Raw genomic sequence first — 19,713 nt, 5'->3', positions numbered from 1 at the left:
GTCCGCAGGACGAATGCCGCCCGGCGAAGGGGCGGGGGCGGCATCGGCGTCGTCGTCCTCGGTCTCGACAGGCTCAACCACCGGGTCGGCGTCGAGTTCTATCAGCGCTTCGGTACCGGTGGGGTCGGTGGTTGCTGCTGCCAGCGCTTCGATTTGGGCGGGGATATCGCCGATGTTTTCGAAGGGGAGGGCCAGGGGCAGGGCGTTGGAGATGGTGTAGACGTCGTCCAGGCCCGTGGGGAGGAGGAGTTGGCGGGCCAGGAGCTTGGTGATGGCCCGGTTGACCACGTCGGAATCGCGGAGCGCGTCCTGTTGGCCCGCGGGTTGGTAGTGGGTGACCAGATCGGCGATTTCTTCACGCGTGATGGTGGGATCCGTCTGGGCGGTGACGTGCCGGTCCAGGAGCAGGCGCATCCGTAACAGCACGATGGTCTCCACCCGGCTGAGCGCGCGCTGCTGCCGGAGGATGCTGGAGCGGGCACTGCCTCCGATGGCGTCCGGATCAACCGGGCGCAGCACGGCGATCTTCCGTTCGTGGTCCAGCTGCATGGTGAGGAACAGCTCGGAGAGACGGCTGCGGAGGATGACCTGGTGATCAAGCAGGACCGTCCACAGTTTTTCGTCGCGGCCGCCGTCCACGTAGGGGCCCTTGAGGAGTTTCACCAGGGCCTGCCGCACCTTCATGGAGAGGACGCCCGTATCGCCGGGGAACAGCGCGGCACCATCCACGAAGGTGTCGCGGGGAGTTACCGAAAAGGGATCCTGCCGGGTTTCGACGGGCTCAACCACCGGGGCGGCCGTCGTCGTGTCTTCAGTCATCGTCAATCCTTCGGGAGGGTGACCAGCGGCAGGTAGGCCCTGCGCGTGGTGCCGTCAATCTGTTCGAAGTCCAGGGCGTCCACCGCTTGGGTGTTGAAGGCGGCGCCGTCATGCAGGGCGTGCGAGAGGAGCGCCCGGATGGTGTTGATGTGCTGCTCCTCCGGCGGCAGCTGCTGCCACGCCTCCGAAAGGGTGGATGCGCCGGCCATGGCCGACCGCACCACCTCGGGCTTGGCCTTGCCGGTCCTCGGCGAGCGCACGCGGTCGGAATCGCTGAAGGCGATGGGGTCAGCCAGTTTGGGCGGAGCCGCGAACTCGTCCGGATCAAAGAGCTTCACCATGGACAGCGACTCAAAGCCCGCGTTAAAGAGGACGGGCCCGCGCACCAGGGCCGGGCGTTCCCGCTCGTACGAAAGTGACCGGATGGCCTGCTCGGCTTCCCGCAATACCTGCCGGAGCCGGACTGACTGGCGGAAGTCGTCGCTTTGGATGTAGGTGTTGAGGCTTTCGCTGAGCTTGCCGTAGATCCGTTGGATCTGGCTGTGCTGCTGCCGGAGTTCGGCCACCAGGTTCTTCAGGGTTTCGCGGTCCTCCGGCGAAAGGTCGTCCGCGAACTGCCGGCTGAGGACCTCCCCGATGGCCGAGCGGAACCGCAGCTGCTGCTGCGGGTCCTCCAGGAATGCGGTGAAGGAACGGAAGGTCCTGCCTTCGGGGCTTTGCCGGAGCCGCTTGTCCGCTTCCAGGACCTGGGCCATGGTGGCGCCCTTGGTCAGTGACTCCTCGATGATCTGGTTGCGCAGCTCGCCCACCAGTTCCTCGATCCGGTCACGCATCTTTTTGTAGTCAGCAGGCAGGCTGGCGGCGAGGTCCAGGATGTTTCCGGCAGCCTCCACGGCCTCGTCGTCATCGAGCAATCCGTCGAACTCGCCGGTACTGATGTCCTGGATCAGCTGCTGGCGTTCCTCGATCTCCTCTTCCAGGGCCTCGAGGCGCGCGCTCTGGTCCGGGTTGGTCTCGTTGGCGAGCTTCTCCACGTCACCGAGCAGCGTTCCCAGCCGGGAACCGTTAAGCGTGGACCGCTCACTGGACAGGCTGTCCAGGAACGCCAGCACGCGGGCCGCCGGCTCGGTGACCTCATAAACGATCTGGCCGGACTGGTTCCGCCGGGTCAGAAACTGCCGCCGGGTCCACTCATCGCCGAAGGCCTTTCCGTTGGCCCCGCCGCCCAGCCCGGGCTCCTGCCGGCGGAGCTCCTCAAGGAAGGAGTCGACGTCGGCATGGAATTCCTCGAGCGGCAGCTGCGGCCGGGTGCGGGTAAAGGATGCCTGCAGCACCGCGATCACCCAGGGTGCGGAGCGCGTCAGGGCCCAGGCGGGTCCCTTGGTCAGGAGTTCGAGGTCCCGGAGCCGGGCGCTGATGGCGTCAGCGGATGACCTGGCGGAGCGGGGCACACTCTCTCCTTGGACTGTTTAGAGGGCTGGGGCAGGGGCACGGACGGAAAAGTGCCAACTACAAGGTTAACCCAGGCGCCCGAAACCGCTCCGTGACCTACTTCGCCGTAGTATTTCGATCCCATATCAAGAGCCTCCGGAGCCCGTCGGGGCTCTGGCCCGGCACGCTGTCTCCCCCTACAGTCGTGCTACTGACTTCAGGCCAAGCATCGTCGCAGCAGGGGGATTCATGCAGTTCGATTTAAGCTCGGTGGAAACCGCCACCTTGGTATTCATTGGAACGCTCGTATTCGGTCTTGTCCTGGCCGCTTTTGTCCTGGCGGCGGGGCTGGTGGCGCTGGTGCTGCTGGGCGCCGGGAAGCTCAGCTGGACAGTGGTTTCCCGGACGCTGCTGGCCGTGGTCCACGGCATCAACGCCGGCTGGGACCGGCTGGTGCACCACGCGGCCGCAATCGACGCCGGCGGGGACTTCCAGGGGCAGGCCTCCCCTAGCACAGGAACCTACCCACGGGTAATATTGAGAGACAGCTAAAGGGTTCTCCAACCCGGCGGAGCCCATGGCTACGAAGCCATCCGGCCAAGGAGATAACCCATGAGCTCCGCCACTGACAGCCCCTTCCAAACCAGCCCTGCCCCCGCAGGTTTGAGCGCTACACCAACGGATGCCGCCGCCGAAGAAACCCCGGTCCCGGCAGGCAAGATCGGCGCAGGCGTCACGGCGGATGAGGCACGCGCCGTTGCGGAGGCCGCCCGCGAAACCGGCTGGGACCGTCCCAGCTTCGCCAAAGGTCTTTACCTTGGCAGTTTCGACCTCAGCCTGGTCCACCCCTGGCCCACTCCGGACCCGGCGGACGTGGAACGCGGCGAGGCCTTTATGGCCCGCCTGACGGAATACGCGCGCACCATGGATGGCCGGATCATCGAGCGGGACGCGCTCATCCCTGATGAATACCTCAAGGGGCTGGCAGACCTCGGCGTCTTCGGGATGAAGATTCCGGCGGAATACGGCGGCCTCGGCTTGTCACTGGTGTACTACGGCCGGGCCCTCGCCCTGCTGGGCAGCGTCCACCCAAGCCTCGGCGCCCTGCTTTCCGCACACCAGTCCATCGGGGTGCCCGAACCCGTCAAAGTCTTCGGTACCGCGGAGCAGAAGCAGGAGTTCCTGCCGCGATGCTCGGCCGGCGCCGTCACCGCCTTCCTCCTTACCGAACCGGACGTGGGCAGCGATCCCGCCCGGATGGGCAGCACAGCAACGCCGACGGACGACGGCGAGGCGTACCTTCTGGACGGCGTCAAGCTGTGGACCACCAACGGTGTCATTGCCGAATTGGTGGTGGTGATGGCCGTGGTGCCGGCCCGGACTGACGCGGACGGCACCAGGCACAAGGGCGGCATCAGCGCGTTTGTGGTGGACATGGACTCGCCGGGCATCACCGTGGAAAACCGGAACGCCTTTATGGGCCTGCGCGGCATCGAAAACGGCGTCACGCGGTTCCACCAGGTGCGCGTCCCCGCGGCGAACCGGCTGGGCAGGGAAGGCCAGGGCCTCAAAATCGCCCTCACCACCCTGAACACGGGCAGGCTTTCCATACCGGCGCTCTGCGTGGCGTCCGGCCGCTGGAGCCTGAAGATCGCACGGGAGTGGTCCAACGCCCGGACGCAATGGGGCCGGCCGGTAGGCGAGCACGAGGCCGTGGGCAAGAAGATCGCCTTCATCGCCGCTTCCGCGTTCGCCCTGGACGCCGTGTTCGAACTCTCCGCCGAGCTTGCCGACGCAGGCCAGAAGGACGTCCGGATCGAGGCCGCCCTCGCCAAGCTCTGGGCCACCGAGATCAGCTGCCGGATCGCCGACGAACTGGTACAGATCCGCGGCGGCCGGGGCTTCGAGACGGCAGAATCACTGGCCGCCCGGGGTGAGCGCGCTGTGCCTGCCGAGCAGCAGCTGAGGGACCTGCGCATCAACAGGATTTTTGAGGGTTCCTCGGAAATTATGCGGCTCCTCATTGCCCGGGAAGCGGTGGATGCGCACCTGGCCGCCGCGGGAGACCTGGCATCCATGAACGCGAGCCTGTCGGATAAGGCGAAGGCCGCCGTCGGCGCTTCCGGCTTTTATGCCCGCTGGCTGCCCAAGCTGGTGGCCGGGGCAGGCATGGACCCGCGCTCGTACGGCGAGTTCGGGCGGCTGGCCAAGCACCTGCGCTTCGTGGAGCGCTCGTCCCGCAAGTTGGCCCGGCAGACGTTCTACGGCATGGGCCGCTGGCAGGCAAAGCTGGAACGCAAGCAGGCATTCCTTGGCCGGGTGGTGGACATCGGCGCGGAACTGTTCGCCATGGCCGCATGCTGCTCGCGGGCAGAGATGCTGCTCCACACCGCCCCCGAAAAAGCCGCGAGCGCCTACGAGCTTGCCGAGGCGTATTGCGAGCAGGCACGGGTGCGGGTGGAGGAGTACTTTGACCAGCTGTGGCGGAACACGGACGCCGGCGACCACCGGCTCAGCCGCAAGGTCCTCGCCGGAGACTACAGCTGGCTGGAGGCAGGGGTGCTGGACCAGTCCGAAGGCACCGGGCCGTGGATCGCCGACGCCTCCCCCGGCGCCTCCCACCGCGAAAACCTGCACCGCAAGTACCGCTGATCCACGGGTCACAGAATAGTAAGCATCCTTGCTATCTCTGCGGGCCGATGGTTGAGTGGAGCCATGAGCAGCTCAACAGACCCCGAGAACCTGCCTCCGCGGCGAGCCCGCGAGGATGCTGACCGAAGCGGAAGCTACCCTGCCGCCTCGGCCCGCGACGATTCGACGCGCACCTTCGATCAGGTGCCGGCTACTGACGCGGGAACCACGTCCACCTACGAACAGGCACCGGTGTCCCGGAACGAACGGGCCACCGCCGCTTACGCCGAGCGGGACTACGTGCCCGCGGCGGCGGCGCCGGCCGCTAATCCGAACCTGACGGACCGGCAGACTGCTGTGGCGCGCGAAAAGGAGCAGTTCGGCGGTATCAAGGTGGGCTCGGCGTTCTTTGGCTGGCTGACCGCCACCGGCATGGCCGTGCTCCTGACAGCGCTCGTGGCAGCGGCCGGAACAGCTGTGGGACTGGCCACCAATACGGACGTCAACGAGGCGGTCAACCAGGCTGCATCCAACAGCGGCACTGTTGGCCTGGTGGGCATCATTGTGCTGCTGGTCATCCTGTTCCTTTCCTACTACTGCGGCGGGTACGTGGCAGGCCGCATGGCGCGGTTCAACGGAGCAAAGCAGGGCCTGATGGTGTGGATCTGGGCGCTGATCGTTGCGGTCCTGGTGTCCATCCTGGGGCTCGTGGCCGGGCAGCAGTTCAATGTGCTGGCCAACCTCAACAGCTTCCCGCGCATCCCCATCAACGAAGGCCAGCTCAACACCATGAGCATTATCGCGGCCGTGGTGGTGGCCCTGGTGGCTCTGCTGGGCGCCGTGCTGGGCGGGCTTGCCGGCATGCGGTTCCACCGCAAAGTGGACAAGGCGGGCTTCACACCGGCTGAGGACTACGACGACGAGTAGTCAGGCCATGATCTTTCCGTCCAGGTAAAACCAGCGGCCATGCTCGCGCACGAACCGGCTCACCTCATGCAGGACCCCGCGGTCACCGCCCTGCCGGAAGTAGGCTTTGAACTCAACGGTGCCCTGGACATCAAGCGGACCTCCGCGGCCCGTGGACACAATGTCCAGGCGCCGCCACTCCATCCCGGGGTCCAGGTCCAGATGCTTCGGGGCTTCCGACGGGTGCCAGGTCCGGAGCAGGTAGCTCTCATCAAGGAGCACAAATGCGCTGTAGCGGGACCGCATCAGCTGTTCTGCCGTTGCTGCCTCCGCCGATCCCGAGTGGAACCTGCCACAGCACATCCGGTACTGCTCACCGGACAGGCACATGCAGTTCCTGCTTTCCGTGTCCTCAACCATCAGCGCTCCTGCCTCCTTATCCCGGCCCCGCGGCGCACGCCGGGTCCGTCCGACTATAGGCCCCGGGCCCTTGTCATATCGGATAACAGCTTTGAAACAACCCCGGCCGGCAGCCCGCGTCCGGCGGCACTGCGCGGGAAAAATCCGTATGGTGGAGAACGAGCCATTGAGCGGGCGGTGGGGTGCCGGCGCGGGCTTCGACGCTGGCCGAGAGGAGAGATGACGTGGAAAATCCGGATACGCTCATCCTCAACCTGACCTTTTTGGGCACCGTGGGAATGGCCTTCCTGATGTTCCTGGTGCTCTTCCTGCTGGGCGTCATTACCCTCGTCCTGGCGGGCATCGGCCGGCTTGCCGCCATCACCCTGATGGCTTTGTTCGGCAGGCGCTCCCGCAGCGAAAACCTTCCGCTCGTCCGCTTCGGTGTACCTGCAACAGTCACGCCCGACGACGGCGCCCCGGATTCGGAGGGCCGCCCGGTTGATGGCGGGGCTTCAGCCGGTGAAACCTCGAAACCCGGCCGCCCGCCCCGCGGCTGGCGCGCGAGGCTGAAGCCGGCCCGCCTGCGTGCGGCGCTCCGCACCGCCGTCGTACGCCATCCGGCCCTGGCGGCCGCACGCCGTGAACCTCCTGTCCTTGCCGAGGACTGGGCCTCCGCCGTTGCTGAGGCGGACGCACGGGCCATCGCGCGGGCACGTGCGGCTGCACCGGAAATCAAGCTGTCCGTGCGGGACCTGCCGGACCCCCATGTTCCCGCCGAGAAGGTGGTGGAGGTCGCCCCGCTCGTCGAGTCCAAACTCGATGACCACCGCCACGCACACGTCCCGCGGTCGTTCAAGAAGCCGCAGGTTCCGCAGCCGCTGTCACCGCTGGACACGGGATCCCTTGTGTCCCTGTCGGGTCCGGCGCAGGTACTCAAGGACCGGGCAGGCAACGGCAAACAGCCCTTACCCTGAGCAACCATCTGGGTTAGCGTGAAACCCATGGAATTCAGATACCTCGGAAACAGCGGCTTCAAAGTCTCGGAAATCACCTTCGGCAACTGGCTCACGCACGGCTCCCAGGTGGAGAACGACGTCGCCAGCCAGTGTGTGCGCGCCGCCCTCGACGCCGGCATCAGCACGTTCGACACCGCCGACGTCTACGCGAATACTGTTGCGGAAACCGTCCTCGGCGAAGCGCTGAAGGGCGAGCGCCGGGAGTCCCTGGAGATCTTCACGAAGGTCTACGGCCCCACCGGCCCCAAGGGCAAAAACGATCTGGGCCTGTCCCGCAAGCACATCATGGATTCCATCAATGGCTCGCTGCGGAGGCTGCAGACGGACTACGTGGACCTCTACCAGGCCCACCGCTACGACTTCGAAACGCCGCTCGAAGAGACCATGCAGGCGTTCGCCGACATCGTCCGGCAGGGCAAAGCGTTGTACATCGGCGTCAGCGAGTGGACGGCGGAGCAGCTTCGGGAAGGCCACGCGCTGTCCAAGGAACTCGGCTTCCAGCTCATCTCCAACCAGCCGCAGTACTCCATGCTGTGGCGGGTTATCGAAGCGGAGGTGGTACCGGCGTCGGAGGAACTGGGTGTCTCGCAGATCGTCTGGTCCCCCATGGCCCAAGGCGTTCTGAGCGGCAAGTACCTGCCCGGCCAGCCGGCTCCCGAGGGCAGCCGCGCCATCGACGAGAAGGGCGGTGCCAAGATGATCCAGCGCTGGATGCGCGACGACGTCCTGTCCGGGGTGCAGGAGCTGAAGCCCATCGCGGAGGAAGCCGGGCTTTCCATGCCGCAGCTTGCTGTCGCCTGGGTGCTGCAGAACCCCAACGTGGCCTCCGCCATCATCGGCGCGTCCCGGCCTGAGCAGATCGCCGACAGTGTGGAAGCCGCAGGGGTGACACTGGAACCGGACGTTCTGAAAAAGATCGACGACGCCATCGGGTCCCTGGCCGAGCGCGACCCTGCGCAGACCAAGTCCCCTGCCGCGCGTGAAGCCTAGGACTCCTGATGACTGACGCCTTGGACCTGCCGGACCTTGCTGTCACCGGTTCCACCGGCGGCCTGGGCGGAATGGTGGCGCGGCAGCTTGCCGCGGCGGGTTCCGCCCAGCGCCTGCTGGTCCGGGACGCGGGCCGCGCGCCGGAGATCGAGAACGCCCCGTCCGTGGTGTGCAGCTACGGGGATGCCGCCGCCGCGCGGCAGGCCCTCGAAGGTGTGAACGTCCTGTTTATGGTGTCCGCCGCGGAAACCGAGGACCGGGTGCAGCAGCACTACGCCTTTGTGGACGCCGCCGCCGACGCGGGCGTGCAGCATGTTGTGTACACCTCGTTCTACGGCGCAGCGCCCGACGCCACCTTCACGCTGGCCCGGGACCATTACGCCACGGAACAGCGCATCCGGGATTCCGGGATGGACTACACCTTCCTGCGGGACAACTTCTACATGGATTTCCTCCCGCTCCTGGCCGGCGGGGACGGCGTTATCCGAGGACCTGCCGGGGAGGGCGTTTTTTCCGCAGTGGCGCGGGAGGACATTGCGCGCTGCGCCGTGGCCGTGCTGCGGGACCCCGCCATCCACAAGGGCAGGACCTACAACCTCACCGGTCCCGAGGAACTCTCCATGGCAAATGCTGCCAGGATCCTCACGGAGGAAACCGGACGGACCATCGCATACCATCCCGAGACAGTGGAGGAAGCCTACGCATCCCGGGCGTCCTACGGTGCGCCGCCCTGGCAGGTGGACGCGTGGGTGAGTACGTATACCGCGGTGGCCGCCGGGGAGATGGCAGGAGTTTCCCCGGACATCCACGGACTTACGGGGCAGGACCCGTTGCGCCTGGCCGAGTTCGTCAAGCAGCCGCAGTTGTAGCTCTCGGGGCGTTGACGGGCCGGCGGGGCGGGCGTAAACCTGAGGCAATGGGTGCTCCCCGGCGGGAGCACCCAAGCCGCAGAAACCGCAGCCGAGCAGAATCGCAGCGCCATGACCCAGATCCAGCCCAACCCCCAAACCCGAGCCGCGTCGGCCCCGGAACAGCAGGCGCAGGTCGCCGCCGGCCCTACCACCGGTCCCCTCACACCGGAGGAACTCCAGCTGGGCGCCCGCAACCATTCGATGCCCCTGGAAGCCCTCCGGCGCGATATCACTCCACCGGGCCTGCACTATGTGCTCACCCATTTCGACATCCCGGACATTGACTCGGCGTCATGGCACCTGCGTATCGGCGGCGCGGTGGAGCGTGCGCTCGAGCTGAGCATGGCGGCGCTGCGCAAGGATCCCGCCATCACGGTGCCGGTCACCCTGGAGTGTGCGGGCAACGGCCGGTCGCTCCTGAAGCCGCGTCCCCTGAGCCAGCCATGGATTATGGAGGGCGTGGGCACGGCTAACTGGACCGGCGTCCCGCTCGCCTATCTCCTCGGAAAGGCGGGGATCCTTCCACACGCGGTGGAGGTGGTGTTCACCGGCGCGGATGCCGGGATCCAGGGGGGCGTCACGCAGCGGTACGCTCGGAGCCTGCCGGTCCGCGAAGCGATGCGTGCCGACGTCGTACTCGCTTACAAGATGAACGGCAGCGAACTGCCGCCCCAGCACGGCTACCCGCTGCGGCTGGTGGTCCCGGGCTGGTACGGGATGGCGAGCGTGAAGTGGCTGGAATCCATTGAGGTGGTTACCGCCCCGTTTGCCGGCTACCAGCAGCAGGTCGCGTACCGCTACCAGCAATCAGGGGACGACGACGGCACACCGGTTTCGCGGATCAGGGTGCGTTCGCTGATGGTTCCGCCGGGTATACCGGACTTTTTCACGCGCAAACGGGTGCTGCCGCCCGGGCCGGTGATGCTGCAGGGCAGGGCATGGTCCGGGCACGCGGCTGTTACTGCCGTTGAAGTAGGGATCGACGGACAGTGGCTGCCCGCCCAGCTGGAGGAACCCGCCGGCGGGTTCGCCTGGCGGAAGTGGACGCTGCCCTGGGTGGCGGATCCGGGCGAACATGAGCTCGCATGCCGGGCCACGGATGCCAGCGGTGCCAGCCAGCCCCTGGAGCAGAACTGGAACTACCAGGGCCTGGGCAACAATATGGTGCAGCGGGTCAGTGTGACTGTGGAATAGCTGTTCGGCGTTGCCGGCCCAGTTAGCTGCGCCGGCGGGGCTATACTCGGTGCCAGCCATGACCAGCCTTCCCTCCGCCCCCGCCAGTGTCCGCATCGATGCCTGGCTGTGGGCGATCCGCGCCTACAAGACCCGCTCAGCAGCAACGGCTGCCTGCCGGGCCGGGCATGTCCGGCTGAACGGCAGCCCGGCAAAGGCTTCTGCGACACTGGTCAACGGGGATTCCGTCACCGTCCGCATGCCGGGTTACGAGCGGATCCTTAAAGTGCGCCGCCTGATTAACAAACGCGTGGGCGCGGAAGCCGCCTCCCACTGCTTCACGGACCACACGCCGCCTCGGCCCGTCGCCCCTGCGCTGGGCCTGCCGCAGCGCGACCGCGGCGCCGGCCGGCCTACCAAGAAGGATAGGCGGGAGATGGAGCGCCTGCGCGGGTCTGCATGAGTGACGGCACTGCGGGCGGCCTGATCCTGGCCTCGGTCCGGTTTCCGGGAGACGCGGGGCTCTACGACGTCCACATCCAGTCCGGCAGCGTGCGCTGGGTTGGTGCGGCCGGCAAAGCAGCCCGTGGTGAGCACGTCCTTGACGCGGACGGCCGTTATCTCATCCCGGGGTTGTGGGACGAGCACGTCCATATGACCCAGTGGGCCCTGCATGCCAACAGGATCGACCTCTCCGGTGCGACCACGGCCCAAGGCGCTGCCGCCGTCGTCAGCTCCTCCCTGTCCGCTGCCGAGGCAGCCACGACCATGGTCGGCGTCGGCTTCCGCGATGCACTGTGGCCGGATGCGCCGTCGCTGGAACTGCTGGATTCCGCCACCGGGAACCAGCCGACGGCATTGGTCAGCCACGACCTCCACAGTGTGTGGCTCAACTCGGCTGCCGCAGCGCGCTACGGGGTGCACGTGGACGCGTCCGGGCTGCTGCGCGAAGAACCTGCCTTCGCGCTGACGCGCGACCTGGGCCGCCTTCCCGACGCCGTGGTTGACGGGTGGGTTGCCGCGGCCGCGCGGGCAGCCGCCGCACGTGGAGTGGTGGGTGTCGTGGATTTCGAGATGACGTGGAACCGGGATCCGTGGCTGCGGCGCATCGCCGGCGGCTTTGATTCCTTCCGTGTTGATGCAGGCGTCTATCCGGCCGACCTTGACCGTGCCGTAGCCGGCGGCATGCGGACGGGTAGGGATGTCGACGGCGGCAGAGGGCTGCTGCGGGTCGGCCCGCTCAAGGTCCTCATCGACGGAGCCCTTAATACCCGGACGGCTTTTTGCGTGGATCCCTATCCCTTTGGCGGCCATGGCCTGCTGACCGTGGGCTTTGAGGAGTTGACTGCGCTGTTGATGCGGGCGGGGGAGGCCGGTTTTGTCCCCGCCGTCCACGCCATCGGTGACGCGGCCAACCAGGTTGCCCTCGATGCGTTTGAGCAGGCCGGGGTAGGCGGTCGGATCGAGCATGCGCAGTTTGTGCGCGGGGAGGATTTCGCCCGGTTCGGCCCGCTTCGGGTGGTGGCCAGCGTCCAGCCACTGCACGCGCTTGACGACAGGGACGCCGCCGACTCCAACTGGCGGGGGCGCACCGACCGCGCATTTCCCCTGCGCTCCCTGCTCGACACCGGCGCCTCGCTGTTGCTGGGCTCGGATGCCCCCGTGGCGCCGCTTGAGCCCTGGCTGGCAATGTCGGCTGCGGTCTTGCGGGCACGGGATGATGGGCGGGAACCGTGGCATCCGCGGGAGGCCATCACACGGGAGCAGGCAATTATTGCCTCCACACGGGGACGGGCCGGTGTTCACGTCGGAGATCCCGCCGATCTTGTGCTGCTTGACGGCGACCCACTCTCTGTTTCGGATGCCGTGTTTGCTGCAATGCCGGTGGCCGGGACAATGGTTGCCGGCCGTTTTACCTACGACGGCGGCCTGGCCCGGCCTTGAGGCAGTGCACTCTTTGCTGTTGTCCCACTCGTTCGGGTGTCAGCCGCCGGCTCGGCTGCGCGCCTGTACCAGGTTTGCGAACGGCAGCTGCCCGAACTCATCCACGAAGGCAGCGTGGTACTCCGCTTCGGCCGTGTTCAGGCGTTCAGCGGGCAGTTCCTTCCAGGCGACCAGCAACTGCCCGGCATTCTTGAGCTGCCAAACCAGGCGGCCCTCCCAATGGCCCGGCGGCTTGCCCTGTCCGAAGTCCAGGAACTCCTGGATTTGCCGCCTCAGCCCGCGGTTGCCCTTGCTGCCCGGGCCTGCCTTGCCAAGATAAAGGACGACGGTGGCATCCACCCACGCGGCTGCAAGCTCCGGCGCCGGCACCGATGGGTCCCTCTTCTTGAAAACGCCGGCAGTGCTCTTCTTGAGGAAATCCGGCTGGAACCCCTCCGGCTGCAGGACGGCAAAGATGCCCGTTCCCTGCGGAACCCTCATGACGTCGAGGTCCCTGAACGGCCTGAAGCCCGTGAACCCGTCGTCTTTCAGGCCCTTCCTGGTGAACTGCATCCCTACATTGAACAGCATGGCGTCGGGACTCTGCTGCTTATCCACAGGGGACAGGTTTATCCACATAGGGCCGGTGGGTCCGTGCCGTTGGCTGGGGCTGCTGGAAGACTTTGGTTATGGAAGCGGTGGCGACGGCGGGTCAGCAGGGGGCGGTAAGCCGCCCCGGACCTGTTGTTGGGGATGTCATGCGGACGTTGTCTTTGGTTCGTCCCGCTGCTGACCGGCAAAGAATGCTTGACCAGATGCGGGAGCTGGAGGACGTAAAGTCCGCTGCCGCGGCGAAACAGGCCCGGATCGCCGTGGCCTACGATCTTGGCGTTCGGCGGGAACAGGCCGCCGCGGGTGTCCCGGCGGATGAACTCGGTGCCGGGGTGGGCGCCGAAATCGCTTTGGCGCGTCGGGAGTCCCCGTCCCGTGGGAGCAGACTGCTGGGTTTGGGGAAAGCCCTGGTTGGGATGCCCCACACGTTCGCGGCGCTGGAAGCGGGCCAGTTGAACGAGTGGCGGGCCACGCTGGTCGTGAAGGAAACTGCCTGCCTGGCAGTTGAGGACCGGGCCGCGGTGGATGAAGAGATCGCAGCGGACACCGGCACCCTGGCTGGCTGCGGGGACCGGGCCATCATCGCCGCCGTTCGGGCCGCTGGGTACCGGCGGGACCCGCACTCGGTCGCCAGGCGGGCCAGCCATGCCGTGAATGAACGGACCGTGACCCTCCGGCCTGCTCCAGACACCATGACGCGCCTGACCGCCCTGCTGCCGGTGGCCCAGGGCGTAGCCGTGTACGCGGAGCTGACCCGCCAGGCCGATGCCCTCAAGTCTTCGGGCGATGACCGGCCCAAGGGCAACATCATGGCCGACGAATTGGTCGAACGCGTCACCGGCACCCCTGGCGGCTACAGCGGTATCGACCTCCAACTCGTGATGACCGACCGCACCCTCTTCCAAGGGGACAGCGAACCCGCCCGCCTCACGGGCTACGGCATCGTCCCCGGCGAATGGGCTCGAAAGGCCATCAAGGGCGAACTGATGACAGACGCGGGATCTGTGCACTCTGCGGATGATGCCGGGCTTCAGATCTGGCTCCGCCGGCTCTACACCGCACCGACTCATGGCGAACTAGCCGCAATGGACTCCAAGGCCCGGCTCTTCCCGCCGGGGCTCCGCCGGTTCATCCACGTACGGGACGACACCTGCCGCACCCCTTACTGCGACGCGCCCATCCGCCACGTGGACCACATCATCCCGTGGCACACAGAGGGTCCAACCACCAGCACCAACGGCCAAGGCCTCTGCGAAGCCTGCAACCACACCAAAGAAGCACCAGGCTGGGCCGCCAAGACGGTTGCCCGGACAGGTCAAAGGCATTCAGTCGAAACAACAACACCCACCGGCCACACGTACCGCTCGACCGCGCCGCCGCTGCCGGGGACAGCGCCGCCAGGAGCTGTGGCCGCACCTGCCAAGGAGCCCTCCCGCCGTCGTCGAAAACAGAGGCACCGGATGAAGGCCCTCAAACGCGCCCATAAGACGCGGTCCTGGGCGTGAGCGCATCGTATCCGGCAGAAGGGAGACAGAACTTCCCCTGCCCACCCTCAAGCCCGGGAGCGTAGAGTGGCCTAAGACGCCTGTTTCTGGACGCCTTGCTGCTGAGGGAGAAATCGTGACGATTGATTGGGACGAAAAGAAAGCCCTGCTACAGGAACCGAACATCGCGAAGGTAACCCAGCTTTGCGACGAACTGATGGAAAAGAAGCCGGGTTCAACCGTCCCCTACATCGACCCGGTGCACGACGAGGATGAATGCCGGATTGTCAGCCTGCAGGTAAGCCCGGGCAAAGGCACCGAGTCCGGCTTCGTCTCGCACTACAACGACGACGAAGCGGCCCGCCGCGCCACCCAGATCTACGAGCTGGCCGAGCTGGATTCCCGCTACGTCATGCCGTGGAACGCCTACCCTTGGGTGCGTGACCCGGGGATGCCATCGGCGCTGAGCGTGCAGGAAAAGACTGACGGCCTGCGGCCCTTCCGCCAGTTCCTCAAGATCAACTCCCGCGTTTCGGCGATCATCGCCCACGGCACGGACGCCGCCACCTTCCTGACCCTGTTCGAGAAGACCTACCACTCGTCGCTGAAGAACAGCGGCATCAAGGTTTACAAGGCCACGGCCCTCGGGGGCCGGGCCTTTGCTGTCTCCGAAGCCAAGCAGGAAGAACTGCTGGCCAAGAACGTGGAGATCTATAAGGACGCCATGCAGCGGGCGGGCATCCAGCACCTCTGAACGGACAGCGCCAATGGATGTGCTGACCTGGTTGCTCGACGGCGACCCCGCAATCCGCTGGCAGGTCCTGCGCGACCTGACAGATGCTTCGGGTGAGGACGTGCAGGCAGAGCGGGCGCGCATTGCCGATGAAGGCTGGGGAGCCAGGCTTTTGGCCCTTCAGGGCACGGACGGTCAATGGGCGGGCGGCACGTACTGGCCCGCCGCCGATGACGATCCCGACAGCCAGCCCTGGACGGCGACCACGTACAGCCTGTTACTCCTAAGGGACTTCGGCCTGGACCCCGGGAGCCGGGAAGCCCGGCATGCCATCGAACTTGTCCGTGACAACAGCCGCTGGGAGGAAGGCAACCAACTCTTCTTCGACGGCGAAGTTGAACCCTGCATCAACGGCATGACGGTGGCCCTGGGTGCATATTTCGGAGAGAACGTGGACAGCGTTGTGGAGCGGCTGGCCCGCGAACAGCTGCCTGACGGCGGCTGGAACTGCGAAGCGGAGCGCGGCTCCACCCGTTCGTCCTTCCACACCACCATTTGCGTCCTTGAGGGGCTCCTTGAACATGAGCGGGCCACAGGGGGAACACCTGCATCCCGCAAGGCCCGGCACCGCGGAGAAGAGTACCTGCTGGAGCGCGGGCTGATGCGGCGCAAGTCCAGCCGTGAACTGATCAGGCCTGACTGGCTGCAGTTCTCCTACCCCACCCGCTGGTTCTACGACGTCCTCCGCGGCCTGGACTACTTTCGGGCCGCCGGCGGCATGCCCGACAGACGGATTGAGGAGGCCCTCGAAGTGGTGAGGTCCAAGGAGCAGCCGGACGGCAGGTGGCTGCTGGAGGGCACCCACCCCGGGAAGGTCCACTTCGCACTGGAGGACGGGGACGGACAACCAAGCCGGTGGAACACCCTCCGCGCCTTGCGGGTGCTTCGCTCGCACGAATCCGGTTGAGCCCCGCGCTCAGCCTTCCATCAGCCTGCGGCGGTGCTTCAGCTCCTTGACCCACGCCCTGGTGACCAACTCGGGAAATGGCGAGCCGCCGCCGTCGTTGGCTTTTGTCCCGGTGCCGCCCAGGACACGGAAAGCCGTTCCTGATTCCAGATCCGCGATCAGAGGGGCCGAGGCCTTGAGGGCGATCTCGACAACCTGGGCCGCCGCGCGGTCGGTCAGTCCCAGCTCCGAGGCCCAGCCGAGGAACTGGCGGCGTGAAATCCCGGTCCGCTTTCCGCCAAGGGTCAGGGCAAGGGTTTTGTCGCCGTAAACCACAGTGGAGGGAATGTCGTACACGGGCGCGATGGTCCACTCGCCGTGCGGCTGCTGGACCATCGATACGTTCTTCGCGTGCAGGTCTCCGTTGCCGGTCAGCCAGGCGTAGGCACCCTGGATCGCCAGGTTCCGGAGCGCGGGAAGCGGCGCGGAGCAGTGGTCAGCGAGGGCGTGGCACACCTGGCCGTACCCCACGTTGTACTTGTCCGCCGGGTAGAGCTTCAGCACCTGCGCCCCGTCCTCCACGGCGAGACGCCGCGCGTCGTCGGGCCCGTTATCCGGCCCGGGTACACGGTCGAACCGCTCCACCAGCAGCCCTGGCCTGCCGGCAACATCCCGGATCAGCTGGACGCGGCTGAGCGGGATCCGAAGTTTTACCGCGTAACGGAACATCACGTACTCGTTCTCCACCACATGCGGGAACTCGGGGGCGTTGAGCTTCAGGATGAACTGCCGCCCGGTACTGGCCACCGGCACGGAAATCATTCCGGCGGAGAGTTTGTCCTGCACGCCTGCCAGTGCCACCGGGTCGATGAGGTCGGGGTCGCCCAGCAACTGGTCAAAGTCCAGGGTCCGCTGCGGGTCCAGCCGGACCGCATGCTCGTCACGGTTCAAGGGTTCGCCATGCCCTACGATCTGGACATCTCCCACCGGATTGCCGCCCGCAGCGATCAGCAGGGACAGGTCATCATCCGCGCTGGTCTTGATGGAACGCCGCAGCGCGTTGAGGCGGCGGCCCTCCGGCAGCAGCCCGGTGAAGTATGGCGGGGCGGCCCCGGCGGCGGAAAAGACAGGTTCGCTGGTGAGCGGCAGGGAAGTCGCGACGGCGGGACCGCCGCTGTGGAGGTAGGCGGGCAGATAACCGAACTTGGTTCCGCCGTCGTGCCTTTCAAGCCGTGCGGCAAGGACGCCGGCTTTATAGATGTCCGCGATGCGGTGCCTCACGGCCGGGCCTCTTCAGAACCCGTCCTCATCGCGGCTGAAGGGGCCGTGCGTGTCCGTGTGCCAACCTGGAGCTCCAGGCCAAGCGTATCCAGGAGCGCCAGGAGTGAGTCGAGCTGGACGCTTGGTTTGCCTTGCTCCACGAACCGGACAAAGCGCTCCGACACCCCGGCCAACTGGGCAAGATCATGCTGCGTCAACCGGAGCACGGCGCGGCGGGACCGGACTTCCGCGGCAAGGCGATCGGCAAAGGATGCTTTGATGGGAGCCTCCTATAGGTACGAACGTTCCGATTTATGCTCTTTCAAAACCTTACAGCTACCGAGGGCCGGATTGACAGACTCTTCCGGTACGAACGTTCCGATAGATTCTGCGGGGCCTGAGGATGTCGTCGAAAGGCCCAGCCTTGACACGACGTGTGACGAGTGCCATATTTGAAGCGTGAACCTGTCAGACAGCCGGACAGCAGGACAGCCTGCATCCCTTCCGCTCGCACGGCTTAGCGCTGCCGAGGCAGTGTTCAACGCCATCCGTCAGGAGATCGAATCGGGGCGGCTGGAAGTGGGAAGCAAGCTCAGCTCCGAAGCAACCCTCTCCCAGCAGTACGCCGTAAGCCGCTCGGTGATCCGGGAGGCGCTCCGCTCCTGCACCGCCTTGGGCCTCACGGTAACCAAAACAGGCAAGGGAACATTCGTGGTCGCCAACAAGGTGGCCAACGATCTCACCTTGGGCCAATACTCGGCCCGGGACCTGACCGAAGCGCGCCCGCACATCGAAGTTCCCGCCGCCGGGCTCGCCGCCGAGCGCCGCAGCGACGAAGAGCTCGAAACGCTCCGCCACATCGTTGCCGCCATGTCCACCGAAACCGATCCCGAATCCTGGGTAGCCCTGGACTCAAGCTTCCACGCCGCCATTGCCCGCGCCAGCGGCAACAAGGTCTTCGCCAGCGTGGTTGCCGATATCCGGGACGCCCTGGCCCACCAGTCCGAAACACTGAACATGGTGGCGGACCGGCAGCACGCCTCCGATGTGGAACACCAGGACATCCTGGCCGCTATCGAGGCCGGATCGGCCGAACAAGCGCGCGCCGCCATGGCCCGCCACCTGCAGGCCGTGGGCCTCGCCCTCGACTCCATCCTCAGCAACTAAGCACCGCACAACCCACCCAAGGACCCCATGCGCTCCCCTGTGTTTTCCGCTGCCCCAACGGCCGTTTCGCTTCCCACACACGAACCCCTGGTAACGGCCGTTCGCGACGGCCTCGTGGAAAGCGTGCACTACGGCTCGGCGGTTGCTGTTGCGGCGGACGGTTCAACAATGGCGTCTGCAGGTGATCCCCTCGTGCCGTTCTACCCACGGTCCGCACTGAAGCCGCTCCAGGCCGTAGCCATGGTCCGCGCCGGGCTGGAGCTTCCGGCCGATCTCCTGGCCCTGGCCGCCGCAAGCCACTCCGGCGCAGCGCAGCACCGCGAAGGGGCGCTGCGTATCCTCGAGCGGCACGGACTGAGCGTTACCGACTTCGAGAACAGCTCGGACCTCCCGTACGGCGTGAACGAGCGCGAAGAATGGCTCCGGAACGGCGGCGGCGCAACCCAGCTGACCCAGAACTGCTCCGGCAAGCACGCCGCCATGGCCGCCACCTGCGTGATCAACGGCTGGCCGGTCCGGGGCTACCTGGACCCCTCCCACCCCTTGCAGCAGCTGGTTGCCGAAACCGTCACGGAGCTCACGGACGAGCAGCCCTTCGCCCTCAGCACGGACGGCTGCGGCACGCCGCTCTTTGCCCTGACACTCCGCGGCATGGCCCGCGCCTTCGGCCTCATCGCGCGGGCAGCTGCTGATTCCGAAGGGACGAACGACGACGGCCGGCCGGCCGCGCAGAGAGCGGAAGCCGCCGTCGGGCTCGCCATGCAGCGCCACCCTGACATGGTGGCCGGGGAAGGCCGCGACGTCACTGAGCTGATGCGCCTGCTCCCCGGCTCGGTTGCGAAGGACGGCTTTGAAGGCGTGCAGCTGGTGGGTCTGGCCGATGGCAGCGCCGTTGCCGTGAAGATTTCCGACGGCGGTGACCGCGCCCGCATGCCGGCCACCGTCAAGCTGCTCGCGGGCACCGGCGTAAACATCGAACCGCTCGCGGGGATCGCAACCGCTCCTGTGGTGGGCGGAGGCCGCCAGGTGGGCCTCCTGCGGGCAACCGACTTTTTGAACCAACCGTCCGCACCCGTCAACGAAGCCCTGTAAGGACACATGACTACCATCGAAACCGCCGGGAACCCCGCCCCCATTACCGGTGCACTTACCCGGTCTGAGCATGATCTGTTGGGGGACCGGGATGTTCCGGCCGCGGCGTACTGGGGGGTGCACACGCTCCGGGCGGTGGAGAACTTCCCCATCACCGGGCAGAAACTGTCCTCGAACATGCACCTGGTCCGCGGCCTGGCAGCGGTCAAGCTCGCCG

At 66.5% G+C, this 19,713-nt stretch carries 19 protein-coding genes and 2 pseudogenes; 15 read left to right on the top strand and 6 right to left on the bottom strand.

Annotation, left to right across the window (positions count from 1 at the left end; all coding sequences use genetic code 11):
* Positions 1-36 precede the first annotated feature (36 nt).
* Together ARTSIC4J27_RS21815 and ARTSIC4J27_RS21810 are read right to left on the bottom strand one after the other, a co-directional pair.
* Positions 37-819 (bottom strand): annotated as a pseudogene (locus ARTSIC4J27_RS21815) (DUF4194 domain-containing protein); the annotation flags it as partial.
* A 2-nt stretch (positions 820-821) separates the two neighbouring features.
* Positions 822-2,270: a DUF3375 family protein gene (locus ARTSIC4J27_RS21810; protein WP_050057313.1), complete on the bottom strand. Its 1,449-nt coding sequence runs from the start codon at positions 2,268-2,270 to the stop codon at positions 822-824.
* Positions 2,271-2,499: 229 nt separating this feature from the next.
* Here ARTSIC4J27_RS21810 and ARTSIC4J27_RS21805 point away from each other — a divergent pair, with 229 nt between their 5' ends.
* The 3 genes from ARTSIC4J27_RS21805 to ARTSIC4J27_RS21795 all read left to right on the top strand — a co-directional run bounded on the left by ARTSIC4J27_RS21805 (position 2,500) and on the right by ARTSIC4J27_RS21795 (position 5,808).
* Positions 2,500-2,802: a hypothetical protein gene (locus ARTSIC4J27_RS21805; protein ID WP_050057312.1), complete on the top strand. Its 303-nt coding sequence runs from the start codon at positions 2,500-2,502 to the stop codon at positions 2,800-2,802.
* Between the two features lie 60 nt (positions 2,803-2,862).
* Positions 2,863-4,902: an acyl-CoA dehydrogenase family protein gene (locus tag ARTSIC4J27_RS21800; protein ID WP_050057311.1), complete on the top strand. Its 2,040-nt coding sequence runs from the start codon at positions 2,863-2,865 to the stop codon at positions 4,900-4,902.
* Positions 4,903-4,965: 63 nt separating this feature from the next.
* Positions 4,966-5,808, top strand: a complete 843-nt coding sequence (locus ARTSIC4J27_RS21795) for a TIGR04086 family membrane protein (protein ID WP_050057310.1) — start codon at positions 4,966-4,968, stop codon at positions 5,806-5,808.
* Here the strand turns inward: ARTSIC4J27_RS21795 and ARTSIC4J27_RS21790 are convergent, their stop codons facing one another.
* On the bottom strand, positions 5,809-6,207 hold the full coding sequence (locus ARTSIC4J27_RS21790; RefSeq protein ID WP_050057309.1) for a YchJ family protein: 399 nt from the start codon (positions 6,205-6,207) through the stop codon (positions 5,809-5,811).
* A 224-nt stretch (positions 6,208-6,431) separates the two neighbouring features.
* Between ARTSIC4J27_RS21790 and ARTSIC4J27_RS21785 the strand changes: the two genes are divergently transcribed.
* The 6 genes from ARTSIC4J27_RS21785 to ARTSIC4J27_RS21760 all read left to right on the top strand — a co-directional run bounded on the left by ARTSIC4J27_RS21785 (position 6,432) and on the right by ARTSIC4J27_RS21760 (position 12,223).
* Positions 6,432-7,163, top strand: a complete 732-nt coding sequence (locus tag ARTSIC4J27_RS21785) for a hypothetical protein (protein WP_050057308.1) — start codon at positions 6,432-6,434, stop codon at positions 7,161-7,163.
* A gap of 27 nt (positions 7,164-7,190) precedes the next feature.
* On the top strand, positions 7,191-8,195 hold the full coding sequence (locus tag ARTSIC4J27_RS21780) for an aldo/keto reductase family protein (protein ID WP_050057307.1): 1,005 nt from the start codon (positions 7,191-7,193) through the stop codon (positions 8,193-8,195).
* A gap of 8 nt (positions 8,196-8,203) precedes the next feature.
* Positions 8,204-9,064, top strand: coding sequence for an SDR family oxidoreductase (locus tag ARTSIC4J27_RS21775; protein ID WP_050057306.1), 861 nt, complete (start codon positions 8,204-8,206; stop codon positions 9,062-9,064).
* A gap of 111 nt (positions 9,065-9,175) precedes the next feature.
* Positions 9,176-10,300 (top strand): sulfite oxidase, encoded by a 1,125-nt coding sequence (locus tag ARTSIC4J27_RS21770; RefSeq protein WP_050057328.1) that lies wholly within the window; start codon positions 9,176-9,178, stop codon positions 10,298-10,300.
* Positions 10,301-10,358: 58 nt separating this feature from the next.
* Positions 10,359-10,742 carry an RNA-binding S4 domain-containing protein gene (locus ARTSIC4J27_RS21765; protein WP_050057305.1) on the top strand — a complete coding sequence of 128 codons (384 nt, stop codon included), beginning with the start codon at positions 10,359-10,361 and terminating at the stop codon, positions 10,740-10,742.
* Positions 10,739-12,223 carry an amidohydrolase gene (locus tag ARTSIC4J27_RS21760; protein ID WP_050057304.1) on the top strand — a complete coding sequence of 495 codons (1,485 nt, stop codon included), beginning with the start codon at positions 10,739-10,741 and terminating at the stop codon, positions 12,221-12,223. The genes ARTSIC4J27_RS21765 and ARTSIC4J27_RS21760 overlap by 4 nt, the downstream gene beginning before the upstream one ends.
* A gap of 39 nt (positions 12,224-12,262) precedes the next feature.
* Here the strand turns inward: ARTSIC4J27_RS21760 and ARTSIC4J27_RS21755 are convergent, their stop codons facing one another.
* Positions 12,263-12,775: a hypothetical protein gene (locus ARTSIC4J27_RS21755; RefSeq protein WP_050057327.1), complete on the bottom strand. Its 513-nt coding sequence runs from the start codon at positions 12,773-12,775 to the stop codon at positions 12,263-12,265.
* Between the two features lie 185 nt (positions 12,776-12,960).
* Between ARTSIC4J27_RS21755 and ARTSIC4J27_RS21750 the strand changes: the two genes are divergently transcribed.
* From ARTSIC4J27_RS21750 to ARTSIC4J27_RS21740, 3 genes are all read left to right on the top strand, one after another.
* On the top strand, positions 12,961-14,319 hold the full coding sequence (locus tag ARTSIC4J27_RS21750) for an HNH endonuclease (protein WP_235436828.1): 1,359 nt from the start codon (positions 12,961-12,963) through the stop codon (positions 14,317-14,319).
* A gap of 115 nt (positions 14,320-14,434) precedes the next feature.
* Entirely contained in the window at positions 14,435-15,052 is a 618-nt protein-coding gene (locus tag ARTSIC4J27_RS21745) for a uracil-DNA glycosylase family protein (RefSeq protein WP_050057302.1), read from the top strand.
* A 13-nt stretch (positions 15,053-15,065) separates the two neighbouring features.
* Positions 15,066-15,998 carry a prenyltransferase/squalene oxidase repeat-containing protein gene (locus ARTSIC4J27_RS21740; protein WP_050057301.1) on the top strand — a complete coding sequence of 311 codons (933 nt, stop codon included), beginning with the start codon at positions 15,066-15,068 and terminating at the stop codon, positions 15,996-15,998.
* 9 nt (positions 15,999-16,007) lie between these two features.
* Here the strand turns inward: ARTSIC4J27_RS21740 and ARTSIC4J27_RS21735 are convergent, their stop codons facing one another.
* Both ARTSIC4J27_RS21735 and ARTSIC4J27_RS21730 read right to left on the bottom strand, forming a co-directional pair.
* On the bottom strand, positions 16,008-17,258 hold the full coding sequence (locus ARTSIC4J27_RS21735) for a type II toxin-antitoxin system HipA family toxin (RefSeq protein WP_050057300.1): 1,251 nt from the start codon (positions 17,256-17,258) through the stop codon (positions 16,008-16,010).
* A complete protein-coding gene (locus ARTSIC4J27_RS21730) occupies positions 17,255-17,518 on the bottom strand; it encodes a type II toxin-antitoxin system Y4mF family antitoxin (protein WP_050057299.1) in 264 nt (87 codons plus the stop codon). Before ARTSIC4J27_RS21730 ends, ARTSIC4J27_RS21735 begins: the two co-directional genes overlap by 4 nt.
* Positions 17,519-17,696: 178 nt before the next feature.
* Here ARTSIC4J27_RS21730 and ARTSIC4J27_RS21725 point away from each other — a divergent pair, with 178 nt between their 5' ends.
* From ARTSIC4J27_RS21725 to aspA, 3 genes and pseudogenes are all read left to right on the top strand, one after another.
* Entirely contained in the window at positions 17,697-18,404 is a 708-nt protein-coding gene (locus tag ARTSIC4J27_RS21725) for a FadR/GntR family transcriptional regulator (protein WP_050057298.1), read from the top strand.
* 27 nt (positions 18,405-18,431) lie between these two features.
* On the top strand, positions 18,432-19,496 hold the full coding sequence (locus ARTSIC4J27_RS21720; RefSeq protein WP_050057297.1) for an asparaginase: 1,065 nt from the start codon (positions 18,432-18,434) through the stop codon (positions 19,494-19,496).
* Positions 19,497-19,502: 6 nt separating this feature from the next.
* Positions 19,503-19,713 (top strand): annotated as a pseudogene (gene aspA, locus ARTSIC4J27_RS21715) (aspartate ammonia-lyase); the annotation flags it as partial.

The sequence above is a fragment of the Pseudarthrobacter siccitolerans genome (assembly GCF_001046895.1).
GTDB classification, from domain to species: Bacteria; Actinomycetota; Actinomycetes; order Actinomycetales; family Micrococcaceae; genus Arthrobacter; species Arthrobacter siccitolerans.
This window is presented reverse-complemented; position numbering and strand designations above follow the sequence as displayed.